Origin of the sequence: Tepidicella xavieri, assembly GCF_004363315.1 — a bacterium.
GTDB lineage: Bacteria > Pseudomonadota > Gammaproteobacteria > Burkholderiales > Burkholderiaceae_C > Tepidicella > Tepidicella xavieri.
This window is the reverse complement of sequence record NZ_SNYL01000021.1, coordinates 21,210-39,926: the sequence shown is the minus strand read 5'-3', so window position 1 is coordinate 39,926 and position 18,717 is coordinate 21,210. Positions and strand designations below refer to the sequence as shown.

General features: G+C 65.3%; 11 protein-coding genes and 1 pseudogene. 9 read left to right on the top strand and 3 right to left on the bottom strand.

Features of this window, described 5'->3' with window-relative positions; genetic code table 11:
* Positions 1-84: 84 nt before the first annotated feature.
* Complete coding sequence (locus DFR43_RS12910; RefSeq protein WP_133599342.1) at positions 85-1,656, bottom strand: 3,4-dehydroadipyl-CoA semialdehyde dehydrogenase; 1,572 nt, start codon at positions 1,654-1,656, stop codon at positions 85-87.
* Between the two features lie 233 nt (positions 1,657-1,889).
* On the opposite strand from DFR43_RS12910, the gene DFR43_RS12905 reads away from it, so the two are divergent.
* The 8 genes and pseudogenes from DFR43_RS12905 (at position 1,890) to DFR43_RS12870 (ending at position 11,519) form a co-directional block, all read left to right on the top strand.
* Positions 1,890-2,792, top strand: a complete 903-nt coding sequence (locus DFR43_RS12905) for a helix-turn-helix transcriptional regulator (protein WP_133599360.1) — start codon at positions 1,890-1,892, stop codon at positions 2,790-2,792.
* Positions 2,793-2,919: 127 nt separating this feature from the next.
* Positions 2,920-4,593 carry a 2,3-epoxybenzoyl-CoA dihydrolase gene (gene boxC / locus DFR43_RS12900; protein WP_133599340.1) on the top strand — a complete coding sequence of 558 codons (1,674 nt, stop codon included), beginning with the start codon at positions 2,920-2,922 and terminating at the stop codon, positions 4,591-4,593.
* Between the two features lie 92 nt (positions 4,594-4,685).
* Entirely contained in the window at positions 4,686-6,113 is a 1,428-nt protein-coding gene (gene boxB, locus DFR43_RS12895) for a benzoyl-CoA 2,3-epoxidase subunit BoxB (RefSeq protein ID WP_133599338.1), read from the top strand.
* 4 nt (positions 6,114-6,117) lie between these two features.
* Positions 6,118-7,422 (top strand): benzoyl-CoA 2,3-epoxidase subunit BoxA, encoded by a 1,305-nt coding sequence (gene boxA / locus DFR43_RS12890; RefSeq protein WP_133599336.1) that lies wholly within the window; start codon positions 6,118-6,120, stop codon positions 7,420-7,422.
* Between the two features lie 106 nt (positions 7,423-7,528).
* Positions 7,529-8,149 (top strand): DUF3305 domain-containing protein, encoded by a 621-nt coding sequence (locus DFR43_RS12885; RefSeq protein WP_245988935.1) that lies wholly within the window; start codon positions 7,529-7,531, stop codon positions 8,147-8,149.
* The gene (locus tag DFR43_RS12880; RefSeq protein WP_245988934.1) at positions 8,142-8,786 is read left to right on the top strand and encodes a DUF3306 domain-containing protein; all 645 of its coding nucleotides are present in this window, start codon (positions 8,142-8,144) and stop codon (positions 8,784-8,786) included. The genes DFR43_RS12885 and DFR43_RS12880 overlap by 8 nt, the downstream gene beginning before the upstream one ends.
* A 29-nt stretch (positions 8,787-8,815) precedes the next feature.
* Complete coding sequence (locus DFR43_RS12875; RefSeq protein WP_133599356.1) at positions 8,816-10,888, top strand: 4Fe-4S dicluster domain-containing protein; 2,073 nt, start codon at positions 8,816-8,818, stop codon at positions 10,886-10,888.
* A gap of 14 nt (positions 10,889-10,902) precedes the next feature.
* A pseudogene (locus DFR43_RS12870) lies at positions 10,903-11,519 on the top strand (TorD/DmsD family molecular chaperone).
* A 12-nt stretch (positions 11,520-11,531) separates the two neighbouring features.
* On the opposite strand, the gene DFR43_RS12865 reads toward DFR43_RS12870, so the two are convergent.
* A complete protein-coding gene (locus tag DFR43_RS12865; protein WP_211338666.1) occupies positions 11,532-13,637 on the bottom strand; it encodes a sensor histidine kinase in 2,106 nt (701 codons plus the stop codon).
* A 3-nt stretch (positions 13,638-13,640) separates the two neighbouring features.
* Positions 13,641-15,053 carry a sigma-54-dependent transcriptional regulator gene (locus DFR43_RS12860; RefSeq protein ID WP_245988933.1) on the bottom strand — a complete coding sequence of 471 codons (1,413 nt, stop codon included), beginning with the start codon at positions 15,051-15,053 and terminating at the stop codon, positions 13,641-13,643.
* A 698-nt stretch (positions 15,054-15,751) separates the two neighbouring features.
* On the opposite strand from DFR43_RS12860, the gene DFR43_RS12850 reads away from it, so the two are divergent.
* On the top strand, positions 15,752-18,715 hold the full coding sequence (locus DFR43_RS12850; protein WP_133599330.1) for a formate dehydrogenase subunit alpha: 2,964 nt from the start codon (positions 15,752-15,754) through the stop codon (positions 18,713-18,715).
* Positions 18,716-18,717: the final 2 nt, after the last annotated feature.

Below are 18,717 nucleotides of genomic sequence, written 5' to 3'. Positions count from 1 at the left end.
TCATCGACGACCCACGGCGGCTGCAAGCCCAGCGCGCTGGTGAACAGAGCTTCTACGGCAATGCCCATGGACTCATCCTCCTGATCAAACCCGCCCGGTGGACATGTGCACAGGCCGACAAGCGGCCTGCACACATGCCCACCGGGCTCGACGACCAGGAGTCATTGTGACTGTTGGGTTCCACACGAAATGACGAAGAGCCGCTCGGCCTGGGCCGCCATGCAGCGACATGGGCATCACGTTGCCGTGCCCGGTGTGCAGGGTGGCCACCTCGGGCGAGACGGCATGTATCCGGCCGTGGCAGTCGGCCAGGGCAGCGGCATGGCGGGCGATGAAGCCGGCATCGGCGCTGTAGATGGACAGCACCAGCGATCCTTCGCCGCGCCGGATGAGTGCTTGGGCCTGTTCGATGTCGTCGTAGGCCATGAGCGTGGCCACGGGGCCAAACACTTCGGTCGTGTGCAGCAGGCGGGCGTCGGCCGGGTGACGGCTGCCCAGCAGCGTGGGGGCCACGCAGGCGGCCACCGCGGGGTCGGCATCCAGCAGCGGGGTTTGGCTGCCGTCAAACAGCACTTCGGCTTCGGTCTTGAGCGCCGCCAAGCCCGCTTGCACCGTGTCGAACTGGGCGCGGCTGACCAGCGATCCCATGCGAACGGCGGGGTGGCGCGGGTCGCCCACGGTGATCTCGGCCAAGCGTGCGCCGATGGCCTGCGCCGCCGCGTCGTAGAGTGCCCGGGGCACGAACACGCGCCGGATGGCGGTGCATTTCTGGCCGCTCTTGACGGTCATCTCGCGCACCACTTCTTGCACCAGCAAGTCGAAGGCGGCGCTGCCCGCGCCGGCCGCTGGGTCCAGCAGGGCGGCGTTGACGCTGTCGGCCTCGATGTTGCAGCGCACCGAGTGCTGCGCCACCGCGGCATGGCTGCGGATGACGCTGGCCGTCTGCGCCGAGCCGGTGAATGACACCACGTCGAAAGGTTGCAAGGGATCCATGAGGCCGGCCGACGAGCCGCAGACGATGGACAGGGCGCCGACCGGCAGGACGCCGGCCTCGATCACGTCCTGCACCATGCGATGGGTCAGCCAGGCGGTGCTGGTGGCCGGCTTGACGATGACGGGCACGCCCGACAGCAGTGCCGGGGCGGCCTTTTCCCACAGGCCCCAGCTGGGGAAGTTGAAGGCGTTGATCAACAGGGCCGCGCCATGGGTGGGTGTGAGGATGTGCTGGGCCTGAAACAGCGGGTCTTTGCCCAGCCGCGTGCGCTGGCCATCGAGCAGCAATCGCGCGTCACCGAGCGTGGCCCCTTGCCGGGCGTAATACCCGAGGGTGAAGAGGCCGCCATCGATGTCCACGGCCGAATCGCTGGCCACGGTGCCGGCGTTGGCGGTGGCGATGTCGTAGTAGGCGCTGCGATGGGTTTGCAGCACTTTCACCACCTCACCCAGCAAGGCGGCGCGCTGGCCATAGCTCAGCGCGCGCAGGGCGGTTCCCCCCTGTTCGCGGGCAAAGCGAAAGCCTTCGGCCAGATCCAGCCCCTGGCTGGAGACGCGCGCCAGTTCGGTACCGCGAACCGGATCGAACAAGGCCATGCCGGCGCCAGTGCCGGTTTGCCAGCGACCGGCCCAGAAGTTGGGAAGCAAGGGTGAAGTGCTCATGCGAGGTCGAAAAAGAAAACAGGCTGTTCAGTGCAGGACAAAGGCGGTATAAATGCACTATCGTTCCTGCTTTCCAGTATGCACTAAAGTGCATGTTTTGAGGGGGCTCAAAATATAGGGTTTTCCCTGATTTGGGTGGCGGAGCGGCAACTTATTTCAATCACCGAACAGTCATGACGGAAATCACCATCGAGACGAGTCCGGGGGGCGTGGCGGCCGATGCCCTGGGCACGATGCTGGAGGGCGGCGAGGGCGGTGCCGGGGAGGCGCGCAGCCCGTTCCTGGTGGCCTTGGGCGAGCGGGTGCGTACTTTGCGTTCGCGCCGGGGCATGACGCGCAAGGCCGTGGCGCTGGCGGCCAACGTTTCGGAGCGGCATCTGGCCAATCTCGAATACGGCGCGGGCAATGCTTCCATCCTGGTGCTTTTGCAGGTGGCGCGCGCCCTGCAATGCCCGTTGGCCGAATTGCTGGGCGATGTGACGACTTCCTCACCGGAGTGGTTGCTGATACGTGAGCTGCTGCAGGGCCGTGACGAGGCCGAGCTGCGCCGCGCGCGCATGAAGCTGGTGGAGCTTTTTGGCCAGTCGGGGGTGGACGTGCAGGGCAAGAAAGCCCGCATCGCGCTCATCGGGCTGCGTGGGGCGGGCAAATCGACGCTGGGCGAGCGCCTAGCCCGCGATCTAGGCTTCCCTTTCATCGAGCTGAGCCGGGAGATCGAGCAGTTTGCCGGTTGCAGCATCAGCGAAATCCACAACCTCTACGGCACCAATGCCTATCGCCGGTACGAGCGCCGCGCTCTGGAGGAGGCCATCCAGATTTATCCCGAGGTGGTGATCGCCACGCCGGGGGGGCTGGTGTCGGATTCGGCCAACTTTAATCTGCTGCTGCAGCACTGCACCACGGTTTGGCTCAAGGCCGATCCGGCCGACCATTTGCGCCGGGTGGCCGAGCAAGGCGACATGCGGCCCATGGCCGCCAGCAAGGAGGCGCTCGAAGACCTCAAGCGGATTCTGGAGGGGCGGTCGGCTTTTTACTCCAAGGCGGATTTGTCGCTCAATACCAGCGCTTATTCGCTGGACGAGGCGTTCGAGCGCTTGCGTCAGGCGGTGCGGCGCCATCTGGAGTTGCCGGCCTGACCTAGGGTAAATCCCAGGGTAATTGAAGTAAAGTTCATTTGACGGGCTTGGAGAATATGCAGTATTATTCATCAATCAGGTGCACTAAGTTGCATCTTTTCCTGCCCAGCCCCTGAGGAGCCCCGTCATGAGCCAAAACCCTGTCACCCAACCCCGGGTCGATTACCAGACCGATCCGTCGCGCTACAAGCACATCACCCTGTCTTTCGATGGCGAACTGGCCACGCTGGCGCTGCGCATCGATGAGGACGCGGGTTTGCGCCCCGGCTACAAGCTCAAGCTCAACAGCTACGACCTGGGGGTGGACATCGAACTGCACGATGCGCTGCAGCGCATCCGTTTCGAGCACCCCGAAGTCAAGGCGGTGATCGTGACCAGCCTGCGCGACCGCATTTTCTGTTCCGGCGCCAACATCTTCATGCTGGGCCTGTCCAGCCATGCCTGGAAGGTGAACTTCTGCAAGTTCACCAATGAAACGCGCAACGGCATGGAGGACAGCAGCCGCCACGGCGGGCTGAAATTCGTCGCCGCCCTCAACGGGGCCTGTGCCGGTGGGGGCTACGAGCTGGCGCTGGCCTGTGACGACATCGTGCTGGTCGATGACCGCTCCTCCAGCGTGAGCCTGCCAGAGGTGCCTTTGCTGGGGGTTTTGCCCGGTACCGGCGGTCTGACCCGCGTGACCGACAAGCGCAAGGTGCGGCACGACTTGGCCGACATCTTCTGCACCAGCGTCGAAGGGGTGCGCGGCCAGAAGGCGGTGGACTGGCGACTGGTGGATGCCATCGCCAAACCGGCACAGTTTGCCCAGGTGGTGCGCGAGCGCGCGCTGCAGCTGGCGCAGACCAGCCGGCGTCCGGGCCCGGGCGCCGAGGGGGTGGCGCTGACCCCGCTGCAACGCCGCATCGAAGCCGACCGGCTGACGTACGAGCACGTCCGGGTGGAGATCGACCGCAGCAAGCGCGTGGCCACCTTCACGGTGAAAGGGCCGGCAGGCGAGCCGCCCGTGGATGTGGCCGCCATTTTGGCCGCTGGGGCGCAGTGGTACCCGCTGGCCATGGCGCGTGAGCTCGACGATGCCATCCTGCATATGCGGACCAACGAGCTCGACATCGGAACCTGGGTGCTCAAGACCGAGGGGGAGGCCTCCGCCGTGCTGGCCATGGACGCCACCTTGCAGGCCCATCGTGGGCACTGGTTCGTGGACGAAACGGTGGGCATGCTGCGGCGCACGCTGGCCCGGCTCGATGTGTCCAGCCGCAGCCTGTTCGCCTTGATCGAGCCCGGCTCGTGCTTCGCGGGCACGCTGGCCGAACTGGCCCTGGCCGCCGACCGCAGCTACATGCTGGTGCTGCCTGACGAGCCCGAGCGGCAGCCGACGCTGCAACTGAGTGAGCTCAACTTCGGCACCTACCCCATGGTCAACGACCAGTCCCGCCTGGCACGTCGGTTTTATGAGGAAGACGAACCGATGGCGGCTGCCCGCGCCGCGGTGGGCCGTGCGCTCGATGGCGACGAGGCCGCCCGGCTGGGGCTGGTCACTGCCGCCCTCGACGACATCGATTGGGGCGACGAGATCCGCCTGGCCCTGGAGGAGCGCTCCGCCATGTCGCCCGATGCGCTCACGGGCCTGGAGGCCAATCTGCGCTTTGCCCAGAAGGAAACCATGCTGACCCGCATCTTTGGGCGCCTGACGGCCTGGCAGAACTGGATTTTCCAGCGGCCCAATGCCGTGGGCGAGCGAGGCGCTTTGAAAGTGTATGGCAAAGGCGAGAAGGCCCAGTTCGACTGGAATCGCGTCTGAGCCGAATGATCTCGTTGTGCGGCGGGTTTCCCGGTGGAGCCGGCCGCAACCGAATGCCACTTCCACCGTGTTTCTGAACCTCGGAGACTTCCATGTCCGGCATCAACTACAGCGAAAAAATCCCCAACAACGTCAACCTGAGCGAAGACCGCACCCTGCAGCGGGCCTTGGAGCACTGGCAGCCCAACTACCTGCAGTGGTGGCAGGACATGGGGCCGGAAGGTTCCCAGAACTTTGACGTGTATCTGCGCACCGCCGTCAGCGTGGACCCGCAAGGCTGGGCCCAGTTCGGTTATGTGAAGATGCCCGACTACCGCTGGGGCATCTTTCTGAACCCGGCCGAGGAAGGCCGCAAGATCCACTTCGGCGACCACATGGGCGAGGACGCCTGGCAGGATGTGCCTGGCGAGCACCGCGCCAACCTGCGCCGCATCATCGTCACCCAGGGCGACACGGAGCCCGCCTCGGTGGAGCAGCAGCGCCACCTGGGCCTGACCTGCCCCAGCCAATACGACCTGCGCAATCTGTTCCAGGTCAATGTGGAGGAGGGCCGCCACCTGTGGGCCATGGTTTATCTGTTGCACAAGTACTTTGGCCGCGACGGGCGCGAAGAAGCCGAGGCCCTGCTGGAGCGCCGCAGCGGGCAGGACGACAACCCCCGCATCCTGCAGGCTTTCAATGAGCAGACGCCCGACTGGCTGAGCTTCTTCATGTTCACCTACTTCACCGACCGCGACGGCAAGTTTCAGCTCTGCGCGCTGGCCGAATCGGCCTTCGATCCGCTGGCGCGCACCACCAAGTTCATGCTGACCGAGGAGGCGCACCACATGTTCGTCGGCGAGTCGGGCGTGGGCCGCGTCATCACCCGCACCTGCGAGGTGATGAACCAGCTCAAGACCGACGACGTGAACAAGCTGCGCGCCGCCGGCGTGATCGACCTGCCCACCATCCAGAAGTACCTCAACTTCCACTTCTCGGTGACCATCGACCTGTTCGGGGCTGATCAGTCCTCCAACGCCGCCACCTTCTACAGCTCGGGGCTCAAAGGCCGCTACGAAGAAGGCAAGCGCACCGACGACCATGTGCTCAAGGGCAGCACCTACAAGATTTTGGATGTGCAGGGCGGCCGCCTGGTGGAAAAAGAAGTGCCCATGCTCAACGCCCTCAACGAAGTGCTGCGCGACGACTACATCGCCGATTCCAAGGCCGGGGTGGACCGCTGGAACCGCCTGATCGAAAAGGCGGGCATCGACTTCCGCCTGAAGGTGCCGCACAAGGCTTTCCACCGCAACATCGGCACGCTGGCGGGCGTCAAGGTCAGCCCGGATGGCCGCGTGCTCAGCGATGCCGAGTGGAATGCGCAGAAAGACGAATGGCTGCCCACCGATCAGGATCGCGCCTACGTGGCCAGCCTGATGGGCCGCGTGGTCGAGCCCGGCAAGTTCGCCAACTGGATCGCGCCGCCGGTCATGGGCATCAACCGCCAGCCCGTGAATTTCGAATACGTGCGCTTCAATTGAGGCCATGAGCACCGCCGCCCTGATCCAGCAGCACCTGATCGATCCCGAGATCTGCATCCGCTGCAATACCTGCGAGGCCACCTGCCCGGTGGGCGCCATCACCCACGATGCGCGCAACTATGTGGTGGACGCCGACAAGTGCAACCTCTGCATGGCCTGCATTCCGCCGTGCCCCACCGGCTCGATCGACAACTGGCGTACCGTGCCCAAGGCGCGGGCTTACACGGTGGAGGAGCAACTCGGCTGGGACGAGTTGCCCGCAGCGCTGAGCGATGCGGAACTGGCCGAGTGGGGCGGCAGTGCTGACGAGGCCCAGGTGGCCGCCCAGGCGGCGCAAGCCGCGGTGGCTTCGGCGGCGTCCTCTGCCGCCTCGGTGGCCACCACCGGGCAGGGCGAGGCGTTTCGCAGCGCGGCCTATGGGGCCACGGTCCCCCCGTGGTCGGCCGCGCACCCCTACACCAACCTCTACGGCCCCAAAGCCGCCCAGAAGTCCATCATCGCCACCGTCACGGGCAACGTGCGGGTGACCGAAGTCGGCTCCGAGTACGACACGCACCACATCGTGCTCGACTTTGGGGTCATGCCGTTCCCCGTGCTGGAGGGACAGTCCATCGGCATCATCCCACCGGGTCTCGACGAGCATGGCCGGCCGCATCATCCGCGCCAATATTCGGTGGCCAGCCCGCGCAATGGGGAGCGGCCTGGCTACAACAACCTGTCCCTGACCATCAAGCGCGTGCTGGAAGATCATCAGGGCAACCCGGTGCGTGGGGTGGCGTCCAACTACATGTGCGATTTGCAGGTGGGTGACCAGGTGGAGGTGATCGGCCCCTTTGGGGCCAGCTTTCTCATGCCCAACCACCCCCGTTCCAGCATCGTGATGATCTGCACCGGCACGGGCAGCGCCCCCATGCGTGCCATGACCGAGTGGCGCCGGCGGCTGCGGGCCAGCGGCAAGTTCGAGGGAGGCAAGCTGCTGCTGTTCTTTGGCGCCCGAACGCCCCAGGAGCTGCCGTACTTTGGCCCCCTGCAGAAGCTGCCCCGCGACTTCATCGACATCCACTTCGCGTTCAGCCGGGTGTCTGGGCAGCCCAAGCGCTATGTGCAGGACGTGATGCGCGAGCGCGCCGCCGATCTGCTGCCGCTGCTGCAGGACCCGAACGCCTATTTCTACGTCTGTGGCCTCAAGAGCATGGAAGAGGGCGTGGTCATGGCCTTGCGCGATGTGGTGCAGGCCGCGGGGCTGGACTGGGAGGCCATCGGCGCCGATCTCAAGCGCCAGGGACGGCTGCATTTGGAGACCTATTGAGCGAGAGCCGGTGACCAGGGAGCGTCATTTCCCTGGGATAAACCCCTAATCGGGCCATGGGTGGGCGAATTGCGACAAATTGTCGCAACCGATGCCGTAAAGTTCCATGGCTATGGACGCACCCCAGGAGACCGTCGGCGCCATTTATCCCGCCATCGAGGTGGGTGTGATCATGCGTCGCGAGCCGGTGATCGGTCCGATGAGCCGTTGGCAGTCGACGCGCTGGGTGCTGGCCGATGTGGTGCTGCATGAGGCCTTGCCTGCTTTGTCCTTGGCTGGGGCCGCCGAGGCTGGCGGTCCCATTCCCATCGAGCCTGAGGCAGGGGCCTCGCCAGCGACATCCCACTGGCTGTATCCGGGCTTCGAGGTGACGCTGCACCGCGACGATGCGGAGGGTTATTACCTCAACCTCACCGCCCCCCAGCCGTGCTTCTGGGTGTTGTGGCGGCTCGACCACGAGCAGGGCGACGACGCCTTTCCTCAGCCATTGATCGTCACCGTGAGCTATCACGACGCCGGTCGCTGGCTCGACGCCCAAGAGCGGGTCGATCAGGTGCCTGCCCCGCCCAGTGTCATCGACTGGATGGCCCGTTTCACGCAACAGCATTACCAGCCGGAACCCAAGCGGCGCAAGCGCCCGGCCAGCTTCCAGCCGCTGACGGATCGGTTTGGCAATCCCGTGTGCATCACCACCGACAAAGCGCGGGGCGGAGCCGGCCATGGCTGACGAAGAAGGGTTCTTCAGCCGCTGGTCACGGCGCAAGGCGCAAGCCCGCCAAGAGGCGCCACAGGGCTTGGAGGATGCCCCCAGGCAGGCGGCCGTGGTGCCGCCCAAGGATCACCCCTTCCCGCCATCCCCGGCTTCGGGGGCACAACGGCCCGCAGCCGTGGTGCAGCCGCCCGCGGCTGCAACGGTACCGCCTCAAGCCCCCCCCGAACGCCCCGCCGAAGCGGCCGCGCCCCCTTTGCCGACGCTGGACGATGTCCGCGCTTTGACGCCCGATGCCGATTTCAGCCGTTTCGTCGCCCCCGAGGTGTCGCCAGAAGTGCGCAACGCGGCGATGAAAAAGCTCTTTTCCGATCCGTTCTTCAATCAAATGGACGGCTTGGACATCTACATCGACGACTATTCCAAGCCGGACCCGCTGCCTGCCAGTTTGGCTCGCAAGCTGGTGAGTGCCCAGTTCATGAAGCTGTTCGACGATCCTCAGGCAGAGCAAGACGCCGCGCGCGCTTCCGCACCATCCAGCGCCACCGACCCCGGGCCGGCACCGGGGGGCCATCCCCGTGAAGCGGATGCCCCGTTCGCGCCTGAGCCAACGCCGCCATCCGACACCCCGCCCCACGCTCCGCGACAACCATGACGACGCTCATCTGCAACTGCAACCGCACCATGCCGCTGGACGGCGAGGCTTTGAGCCGTATGCTGGGTGAACCCCTGACCGTTCACACCACGCTGTGCCGGCGCGAGGCCCCCGCTTTCCAACGGGCCACCCGCAGCCGGGAAGAACTGGTCGTGGCCTGTACCCAGGAGCAGCGACTGTTTGCCGAGCTGTCCGAGCAGACCGAAGGCGCCGTGGCGCTGGACGAGCGCCCCATCCGTTTCGTGAACTTGCGCGAAACCGGGGGGTGGGGTCGAGAGGGCAAGCAGGCCACCGCGAAAATGGCGGCGCTGCTCGCAGCAGCCCGGCTGCCTGAACCCGATCCCGTGCCCACGGTCACCTACCGCAGCGCCGGCCGCCTGCTCGTGATCGGGCCGCTCGATCGGGCGCAGGCCCTGGCGGCTCAGGTGGACGACGTGCTGGACGTGACGCTGTTTGCCACGGGCGGGGCCGGTGCGCAGGAACGGCGCTACCCCGTTCTGGCGGGGGATTTGCGCCAAATCCGAGGCTGGCTGGGGGCCTTCCAGGTCGAGTGGACGGCGCGCAATCCCATCGCCCTGGACCTGTGCACCCGCTGCAACGCCTGTGTGGCGGCCTGTCCGGAAGGCGCGATCGGGCTGGATTACCAGATCGACCTTGGTGTCTGCCGCCACCACCGCGACTGCGTGCGGGTCTGCGAGGCCCCGGGCGCCATCGATTTCCAGCGCGAGCCCGTGACCCACGAAGACACCTTCGACCTGGTGCTGGATCTGCGCGATCAGCCGGCGCTGACATGCCATGCGCTGCCCCAGGGCTACCTGCATCTGCCGGCGGCTGCAAGCGCCGATGCGCACATGGCGGCCATCGCCAAGCTGCGCGATGCCGTGGGCGAATTCGAAAAACCGCGTTTTTTTCAGTACCAGGCCCAAATCTGCGCCCATGGCCGCAACGAGAAGGTCGGGTGCAACGCCTGTGTGGACATCTGTTCGGCGTCGGCCATCAGCAGCCAGGTGGAACGCAGGCAGATCCATGTCAACCCCCATTTGTGTGTGGGCTGCGGTGCCTGCACGACGGTGTGCCCGACTGGCGCGTTGAGCTATGCCTACCCGAGTGCCGCGCATCAAGGGCAGCGGCTGCGTACCCTGCTGTCTACCTATGCGCGTGCCGGGGGGCAGCATGCCGCGCTGCTGTTGCATAGCCAGCAGGCCGGGCAGCGAATCGTCAACGATTGGGGGCGCGCGGCCCAGCTCGATGCGTCGGTGCGAGGCGTCCCGGCCCGTGTCATTCCGATGGCCTGCTGGCACACGGCCAGCCTGGGCCTCGATGTGTGGCTCAGCGCCGTGGCCTATGGCGCCAGCCAGGTGTTCGTCCTCGTGACCGACGAGGAGGCGCCCGATTACGTTCGCGCTCTGCAGGAACAGATGGCGGTGGGCGAAGCCTTGCTCCAAGGGCTGGGTTACGGTGGCGAGCACTTCCGGCTCATCCAGGTCCGGGATGCGCGCGACATCGGCCACCTCGACCAGGCCGTGCGCGTGGCCCCGGCCGCCACCGTTTCCCAGCCGGCCACGTTTGCGGTGCAGGCATCGAAGCGAAGCACGTTGGACCTGGCGCTGGAGCATCTGATGAAGCACGCCCCGGCCAGCCCATTGCCGCCGGCCATCCCGCTGCCGGCGGCGGGGGCCCCCTGGGGCAGCGTCCATGTCAACCCCGAGGCTTGCACGCTCTGCCTCAGTTGCGTGGGCGCTTGCCCGGCCGGGGCCCTGCAAGACAACCCGGCTGCGCCTCAGTTGCGCTTTGTCGAGAAAAACTGCGTGCAGTGCGGGCTGTGCGTCAAGACCTGCCCGGAAAACGCCATCGGGCTGGAGCCACGTTTGTGGCTGTCACCTCAGCGGCGCGAACCGCGGGTGATCAATGAGCAACCGGCGTATGCCTGCATCCGCTGCGGCAAGCCATTCGGCACCCTCAAAGCGGTCGAAGCCATGCTGGGGCGTCTGTCCGGCCACGCCATGTTTCAAGGCGCAGCGTTGGAACGGCTGAAAATGTGCAGCGATTGCCGTGTCATCGACATCTTCACCGGCAACGAAGTCAAGATCACCGACCTTTGATGGCGAGGCCCGTCATGACGCCCGATATCCCCGTGTCCTCCGCACTCGACGAGGAAACTGCCCGCGCAGAAATTTATGGCCTGTTGGCGGCCCTGTACTATGCGCCGCCGGCGCCTGCGTTGCTCGCCCAGCTTCGCGTGGCCGTCACTCAGGCCCCTGCGGCTGGCGCCTTTCTGGAGGAGCCGTGGCGCAGTCTCGTCGCTATCGCCCGCGAACTCGACGATGCCACCATCGCCGACGAGTTCCACACCCTGTTCGGCGGTGTCGGCAAGCCCGAAGTGTATCTTTTTGGTTCGCATTACCTGAGCGGTTTCCTCAATGAGAAGCCGCTGGCTGTGCTGCGCACCGACCTGGCCGAACTGGGCCTGACGCGCGACGAGCACATGCCCGAGACCGAGGACCACATCGCCTACCTGTGCGAGGTCATGCGCTTTCTCATCGCGGGCGATGACATGGCGGTCTGCAACCTCACGCGGCAGCAGGCGTTTTTTGCCAAGCACTTGCAGCCCTGGGTCAGCGACCTGTGCGACACGCTGGCGCCCACCCCGAAAGCCGCTTTTACGCCGCCTTGGCGGCATTCACCCGGGCTTTCATGAGCGTGGAAGCCCAAGGTTTTGACCTGATGGCCTGAATTCGGCTGGGCTCAGGGCTGCAGCCGTCCCGGACGGCCATCACCCGTGGGCGCTTGGGATTCCGAGGGCACCAGGGGCTCCGTCAGCAATCGCAGCCGAAACACCGCGCCCTGCTCGTCGGTCCGGTTGTCGGCCTCCAGCCGCCCGCCGTACCGCTCCACCAGCCCTTGGCTGATCCACAGCCCGAGGCCATTGCCGTCGTTCTTGGTGGTGAAAAAGGGCGAGAACAGCCGCTCCAAAACGGCCGGACTCAGGCCCGGCCCGGTGTCGGCCACTTCCACGATGGCGCCCAGTGTGGTGCCCGTGGTGTCGCCCACCCAATCCAACGTTCGCAAGGTCAGGCAGCCTTTGTCGGGCATGGCCTGCACGGCGTTGATCATCAGGTTGATGATGACCTGCTGGAGTTCCTGCCGGTTGATGCCCGCACGTGCCCTCGCCCGGTAATCCTGCTCGACGCGGATGCCGCGCTGCTGCAGCAAGTGCCCCACCAGCACCAGGCAATCGGCCGCGACCTGGTTGACGTCTTGCTGGTCCACGTAGCCGGCAAACTCGGTCGGCCGGGCGTACTGGAGCAACTGGGTCACGATGAGGCGCATGCGCTCGATCTGCTCATCGAGCAACCGGAACTCCCCTCGCACCGGATCGGCCGCCGGGCCGAGTTCATGGCGGATCAAGTCCAGGTTGCCTTGCATCACAGCGATGGGGTTGTTGATTTCGTGGGCCACGCTGGCCGTGAGCTGGCCGATGGCCGCGAGTTTTTCCGATTTGACCAACTGCTGCTGGGCTTGCCGCAGCGAGGCGTTGCTGGCTTCGAGCTCGCGGGTGCGCTCCTGTACCTTGAGGTCCAGCGTTTCGGCCCATTCCCGCAGCCGGCGCGTGTTGTCTTCCACCACGTCCAGCAGGTGATCGAGGTGATTGGCCAGGGCGCCGAGTTCGTCCCGTGCCGCGATCGGGCCCACCCGGGCGCCACTCTCGCCATCCTCGATCCGCTTGATGGTCTCGTTCATCTGTTCGACCGGACGGAAGATGCTGCGTGCCCAGCGCACCGAGAACACGGCGGCCAGGGTCATGACCGCCAGAAAGATGAACCCCATCACCCCGAGCATGCCGTAGCGCATCCAGCGGTAAGGGCGCTCCAGGTAGCCCACGTAGAGCATACCGACCCGTTCACCGCGGGCGTCCTGCAGTGGTTGGTAGGCACTCACATACCAGTCGTTCACCACGAAGGCCCGGTCGAGCCACGTCTCACCGCGGCCCAGCACCGCGTCACGCACTGCCTGGGAGACGCGGGTGCCGATGGCGCGCTGGTCTTGAAACAGTCGCACGTTGGTGGTGATGCGGACATCGTCCAGAAACAGGGTGGCGGTGCCCACACTGCCGAAGGGCAGGGAGCCTTCCGGGTACACGATGCGGTTGATGTGATCAATGAACGCCAGGTTCTGGTTGAGCAGCAAACCGCCGTGCAGCACGGCCCAGGGGCGGCCCTCGGCATCGGGCACGGGCAGGCTGGCCAACATGACCATGGCCCTGTCCTCATTATCCCGTTCGGTCGGGCTGGCGTTGCGGGTTTCCACCAGCGGGATGCCGGTACGTTCGAGCAAGTGGGGCGCCCACTCGGCCAGTTCTTCCTGCGTCATCAGCCGAAGCGTGGCGCTGTAATCGGTGGCATCTGTCGCTAGTTCGGGTGTGGCTTCGTCGGGTCGCACCAGCACCAGGATGTCCAGCCCCAGGCGTTCTCGCTCGTCGAGCAACAGTTCATGCAGCGCGGCCAGCTCGGGGTATCGGTCGCCGTAGGCCGACACTCCGCCTGGAGGGGGAGCGATGAGGGCACCCCCGTGCGCACGGGCACTGGCCAGGGCTTGGTGCAGGGCCAAAGACAGCGCCACCCCCCGCGTGCCAGCCCCCACTTCGTAGAGCACCTGCTGGAAATAGCCGTTGGCCACCGCCAGGTCGGCACGCACCTTGGCAGTCAGCAGTCGATCGTAGGCCACATGGCTCCAGAGCATCAGCGCCAGCACCAGCAAAGGAAAGACGACGGCCAGGGGCAGCAGCGCGATGGCCAGCAGCTTGTGCCGAACCGAACGGTTCATCCAGCGGGGCGTCTTGAGCCAGGCCATGGATCAGGGATGCGACGGGTTCATTCCCCATTCGGCAAAACGCCGTTCCAGCGTGCGCCGGGAGACGCCGAGCAGTTGAGCGGCTTTGGTCTTGTCCCCCTGGACCGACTCCAGGATGGACAGGATGTGTTGCTTTTCCAGGGTCTGCAGGTCGGTCGGCCCTCGGCTGGCGCGGGCCGGCGAACCGGCCATCGACGGATAGAGGGCCGAGACATTGAGCGTGCCCAGGATCAATGAGCGTTCGATGAGGTTGCGCAGCTCGCGGGTGTTGCCCGGCCAGTGGTATTGCATGAGCAACTGCAGGGCTTCGGGGGCGACGTCGATGGCGGGCACGCCCAGCACCGAGGCCAGCTCGTGGATGTAATGGTCCAGCAGGTCCGGGATGTCCTCGTGGTGCGTGCGCAAAGGGGGGAGGTGGATATCGACCACCTTGAGGCGATAGTACAGGTCGGAGCGGAAGCGCCCGGCTCCCACTTCGGCGGTCAGGTCCCGGTTGGTGGCCGCCACGATACGCACATCCACCGCCAGGGTCTGCTGACTGCCCACTGGCCGAATCCGCAGGTCTTCGATGGCACGCAACAGCGCTGCCTGCACCGGCAGCGGCAGTTCGGCCACCTCGTCGAAGAACAGGGTCCCCCCCTGGGCATAATAGAACAGCCCGTCTTTGGCATGCACACTGCCATGGCTGCCCGGCTTGGCATGGCCAAACAGTTCGATGGCCATGTCTTCCGGCGAAAGCGATGCGCAATTGACCGGCACGAACGGTCCGCTGGATCGGCTGCTGCGCGCGTGCAGTTCTCTGGCCACCAATTCTTTGCCGGTGCCCGATTCGCCCGTGAGCAAAACGGTGCTCGGCATCGGCGCGGCGCGCTCGATGGCCTCGCGCACGGCTTGCATGGCGGCCGAACGCCCCACGATCGGTGAACCGGACTGGCGGGCCACCGGCTGGGCGTCGCGGCGCAACACGTAGTTCTCGCGCCGCAGCCGTGTTCGCTCGTGGCATTGCTGGATGGCGTTGAGGATCTGCGGGATCCGGAAAGGCTTCAGAATGAAGTCGGACGCGCCGGCCCGCAACGCTTCAATCGCGGTTTCCAGGTCGGCAAAAGCCGTGATCAGGATGACCTCGCCGCTGTAACCCTGCTCTCTGAGCTCTTGCAGCCAGGCCACCCCGTTTTTGCCGGGCAGGGAAATGTCCAGAATGACCAAATCCACCCGCTGGGCGCGCATCCATTCGGCGCCTTCTTCAGCGCTGGCGGCCACGGCGACGAAACGGCACCGTGGCGCCAGCACCTTCACCAGGAAATTGCGCATGCCCTCTTCGTCATCCACCACCAGGATGGACCAGTGCGGCCAGTCGTCAGCGGTGTGGCGGCCGTGATGGCGATCCGAAAACGGGGACGAAACGGGGGAATTCACCAGACGCTCCATCGTTGATTCCTGAACGAAAAACTCGGGAATTGGGGTTTTTGAGACACGCAGGCGTGGGCTGTCGGCGTTTGCAGCGCCTTGCCGAGCGCGACAATTTGTCGGATCGCCCGGCGACAAAGCGTCTGCGCCCAGGGTAAACCCGAGGTGGCAGGGAAGGAGCCTTCCTCGAAGGTCGATTCGGTATATAAGCAATCACTGTTGGCCTGCATATTGCTTTCATCGAGCGGGGCCTGGCAAGGCGTCCGCCTGGTCGTGGCTCAGATTGTGCCGCTGAACCCGCCAACGCCGGTGGGCCGACGTTGGCGTCCTTGCCGACTCTGCCGGCCAGCGGTAGATTCGATCTCCATGCATATGACTTCAGCCGCTTTTTGACGCGGTGCGAGGCTTAGTTTGAGGAGACATGCATGGACGCCCCTGAAAAATCCCATTCTCTGTCGCGCCGGCGCTGGTTCGCCGGGGCGGGTGCTGTCGGCGCAGTGGCCGCTGTCGCTGCCGTGGCCCCCAAAGCGGTGGTTCAGACCGAGGCTGCCCAGGCGCCTGCGCCGGGCGCTCGCCCCGGAGGCGGGTACAGGCTGTCGGAGCACGTCAAGCGTTACTACCAGACCACTCGTGTCTGAACCCTCTGGCCGCGGGCCAGCGGGCCGGTGCGGCTGCCATGTCGTTTCAAATTCCGGAGTGAACAAGCCATGTTGCTGACCAAAAAAACGGGGCATCGCACGGGCGCGGGTGGATCGGGCGGTTTCGTCAACAGCCTGCGGCGCGGCCTGGCCCATGCCGTGCCCACCATGGATCGCCGCGCTTTCCTGAGGCGCTCGGGCTTGGGGCTGGGCGTTGGCCTGGCGGCCACCCAACTCACGCTCGTGAAGAAGGCCGATGCCGCCGCGGCCGGTGGCTCCATCGATGGAACGGGCAAGGTCGAGGTCAAGCGCACCGTCTGTACCCACTGTTCGGTGGGTTGCGCCATCGACGCGGTGGTGGAAAACGGCGTCTGGGTTCGCCAGGAGCCCGTGTTCGACTCGCCCATCAACCTGGGCGCGCACTGCGCCAAGGGGGCCTCCATCCGCGAGCACGGCCACGGCGAATACCGCCTGCGCTATCCGATGAAGCTGGTCAATGGCAAATACCAGCGCATCACTTGGGACGAAGCCTACGACGAGATCGTGGCCAAGATGAAGGCCCTGCGCGAGGCCAGTGGCCCCGACTCGGTGTACTTCATCGGTTCCTCCAAGCACAACAACGAGCAAGCCTACCTGCTGCGCAAGTTCGTGAGTTTCTGGGGCACCAACAACTGTGACCACCAGGCGCGCATCTGCCACTCCACCACCGTGGCCGGGGTGGCCAACACCTGGGGCTATGGCGCGATGACCAACTCGTACAACGACATGCAGAACAGCAAGGTCGCTCTGTACATCGGCTCCAACGCCGCCGAAGCCCACCCCGTCTCCATGTTGCACATGCTGCATGCCAAAGAGCTGGGGTGCAAGATGATCGTGGTGGATCCGCGCTTCACCCGCACGGCGGCCAAGGCCGACGAGTACGTGCGCATCCGCTCCGGCACCGACATCCCCTTCCTGTTTGGCCTGCTGTACCACATCTTCAAGAACGGCTGGGAAGACAAGAAGTACATCAGCGACCGCGTCTATGGCATGGAGGAGGTCCGCAAAGAAGTGATGGCCAAGTGGACACCCGAGGCCGTGGAAGAAGCTTGTGGCGTCAAGGAAGAGCAAATGTTCCGGGTGGCCAAGATGATGGCCGACAACCGCCCCGGCACCATCGTCTGGTGCATGGGCCAGACGCAGCACACCATCGGCAACGCGATGGTGCGTGCCTCGTGCATCTTGCAGCTGGCGCTGGGCAACATCGGCGTCAGCGGTGGCGGGGCCAACATTTTCCGGGGCCATGACAACGTGCAAGGCGCCACCGACGTCGGGCCGAATCCGGATTCGTTGCCCGGCTACTATGGGCTGGCCGAAGGGGCATGGAAGCACTTTGCGGCCACTTGGGGGGTGGATTTCGACTGGATCAAGTCGCGCTATGCCGATGGCATGATGTCCAAGCCGGGCATCACCGTCTCGCGCTGGATCGACGGCGTGCTCGAAGACAAGGAAGCCATTGACCAGGGTAGCAACCTGCGTGGCGTGATCTTCTGGGGGCATGCCCCCAACTCCCAGACCCGTGGCCTGGAAATGAAGCGGGCCATGGACAAGCTCGATCTGCTGGTGGTGATCGACCCCTATCCGTCGGCGACCGCCGCCATGGCCGCGATGCCGGGCAATCCGCAGGACCTCAACCCCAACCGCACGGTCATCCTGCTGCCGGCCGCCACCCAGTTCGAGACCAGTGGTTCCTGCACGGCGTCCAACCGCTCCATCCAGTGGCGCGAGAAGGTGATCGAGCCGCTGTGGGAAAGCCGCAGCGACCACATGATCATGTACCAGCTGGCCCAGCGCCTGGGCTTTGCCAACGAGCTTTGCAAAAACTATGCGTTGCAGAAGGTCGGCGGCATGGACGAGCCGGTGGTCGAGGACATCCTGCGCGAGATCAACAAGTGCGTCTGGACCATTGGCTACACCGGGCACAGCCCCGAACGCCTGAAGGCGCACATGCGCAACATGCACGCCTTCGACATCAAGACGCTGAAATGCAAGGGCAAAGTGATCGACCAGGAAACCGGCTATGACATGACCGGCGACTATTTCGGCCTGCCTTGGCCCTGCTACGGCACGCCCGAGCTCAAGCACCCGGGTTCGCCCAACCTGTACGACACCTCCAAGCACGTGATGGACGGTGGCGGCAATTTCCGGGCCAACTTTGGCGTGGAACGCGACGGGGTGAGCCTGCTGGCGGCCGACGGCTCGCATTCGCTGGGGGCCGAGATCACCACCGGCTACCCCATGCTGACCGACCAGCTGCTCAAGAAACTGGGCTGGTGGGACGAGCTGACGCCGGAGGAGCAGGCCGCCGCGGAAGGCAAGACCTGGACCACCGACCCGACCGGGGCCATGATCCGTGTGTTCATGAAGCACGGCTGCCATCCCTTCGGCAACGCCCGGGCTCGCGCCTACGTGTGGAACTTCCCGGACCCGATCCCGCAGCACCGCGAACCCGTCTACGGCACCCGTCCGGACCTGATTGCCAAATACCCCAGCCACGACGACCAGAAGAACCGTTGGCGCCTGCCCATCCTCTACAAGACGCTTCAGGAAAAGAACGTCGAAGACAAGCTGCACGAGAAATTCCCGCTGATCATGACCTCCGGGCGTCTCGTCGAATACGAGGGCGGCGGCGAGGAAACCCGCTCCAACCCCTGGTTGGCCGAGTTGCAGCAGGAGATGTTCGTCGAGATCAATCCCGCCACCGCGGCTCAGCGCGGCATCCGCAACGGCGACCGGGTGTGGGTGAGCACCCCGACTGGGGCCCGCATCAACGTGCAGGCACTCGTCACCCCGCGCGTGGACGAAACCACCGTGTTCCTGCCGTTCCACTTCTCGGGCCGCTGGCAAGGGCCAGATCTGCTCAGGCATTACCCCGAAGGGGCGGCGCCGATCGTGCGCGGCGAGGCGGTCAATACGGCCACCACCTACGGTTACGACATCGTGACCATGATGCAGGAAACCAAGACCACCATCTGCAACGTCGAACGGGCATGAGG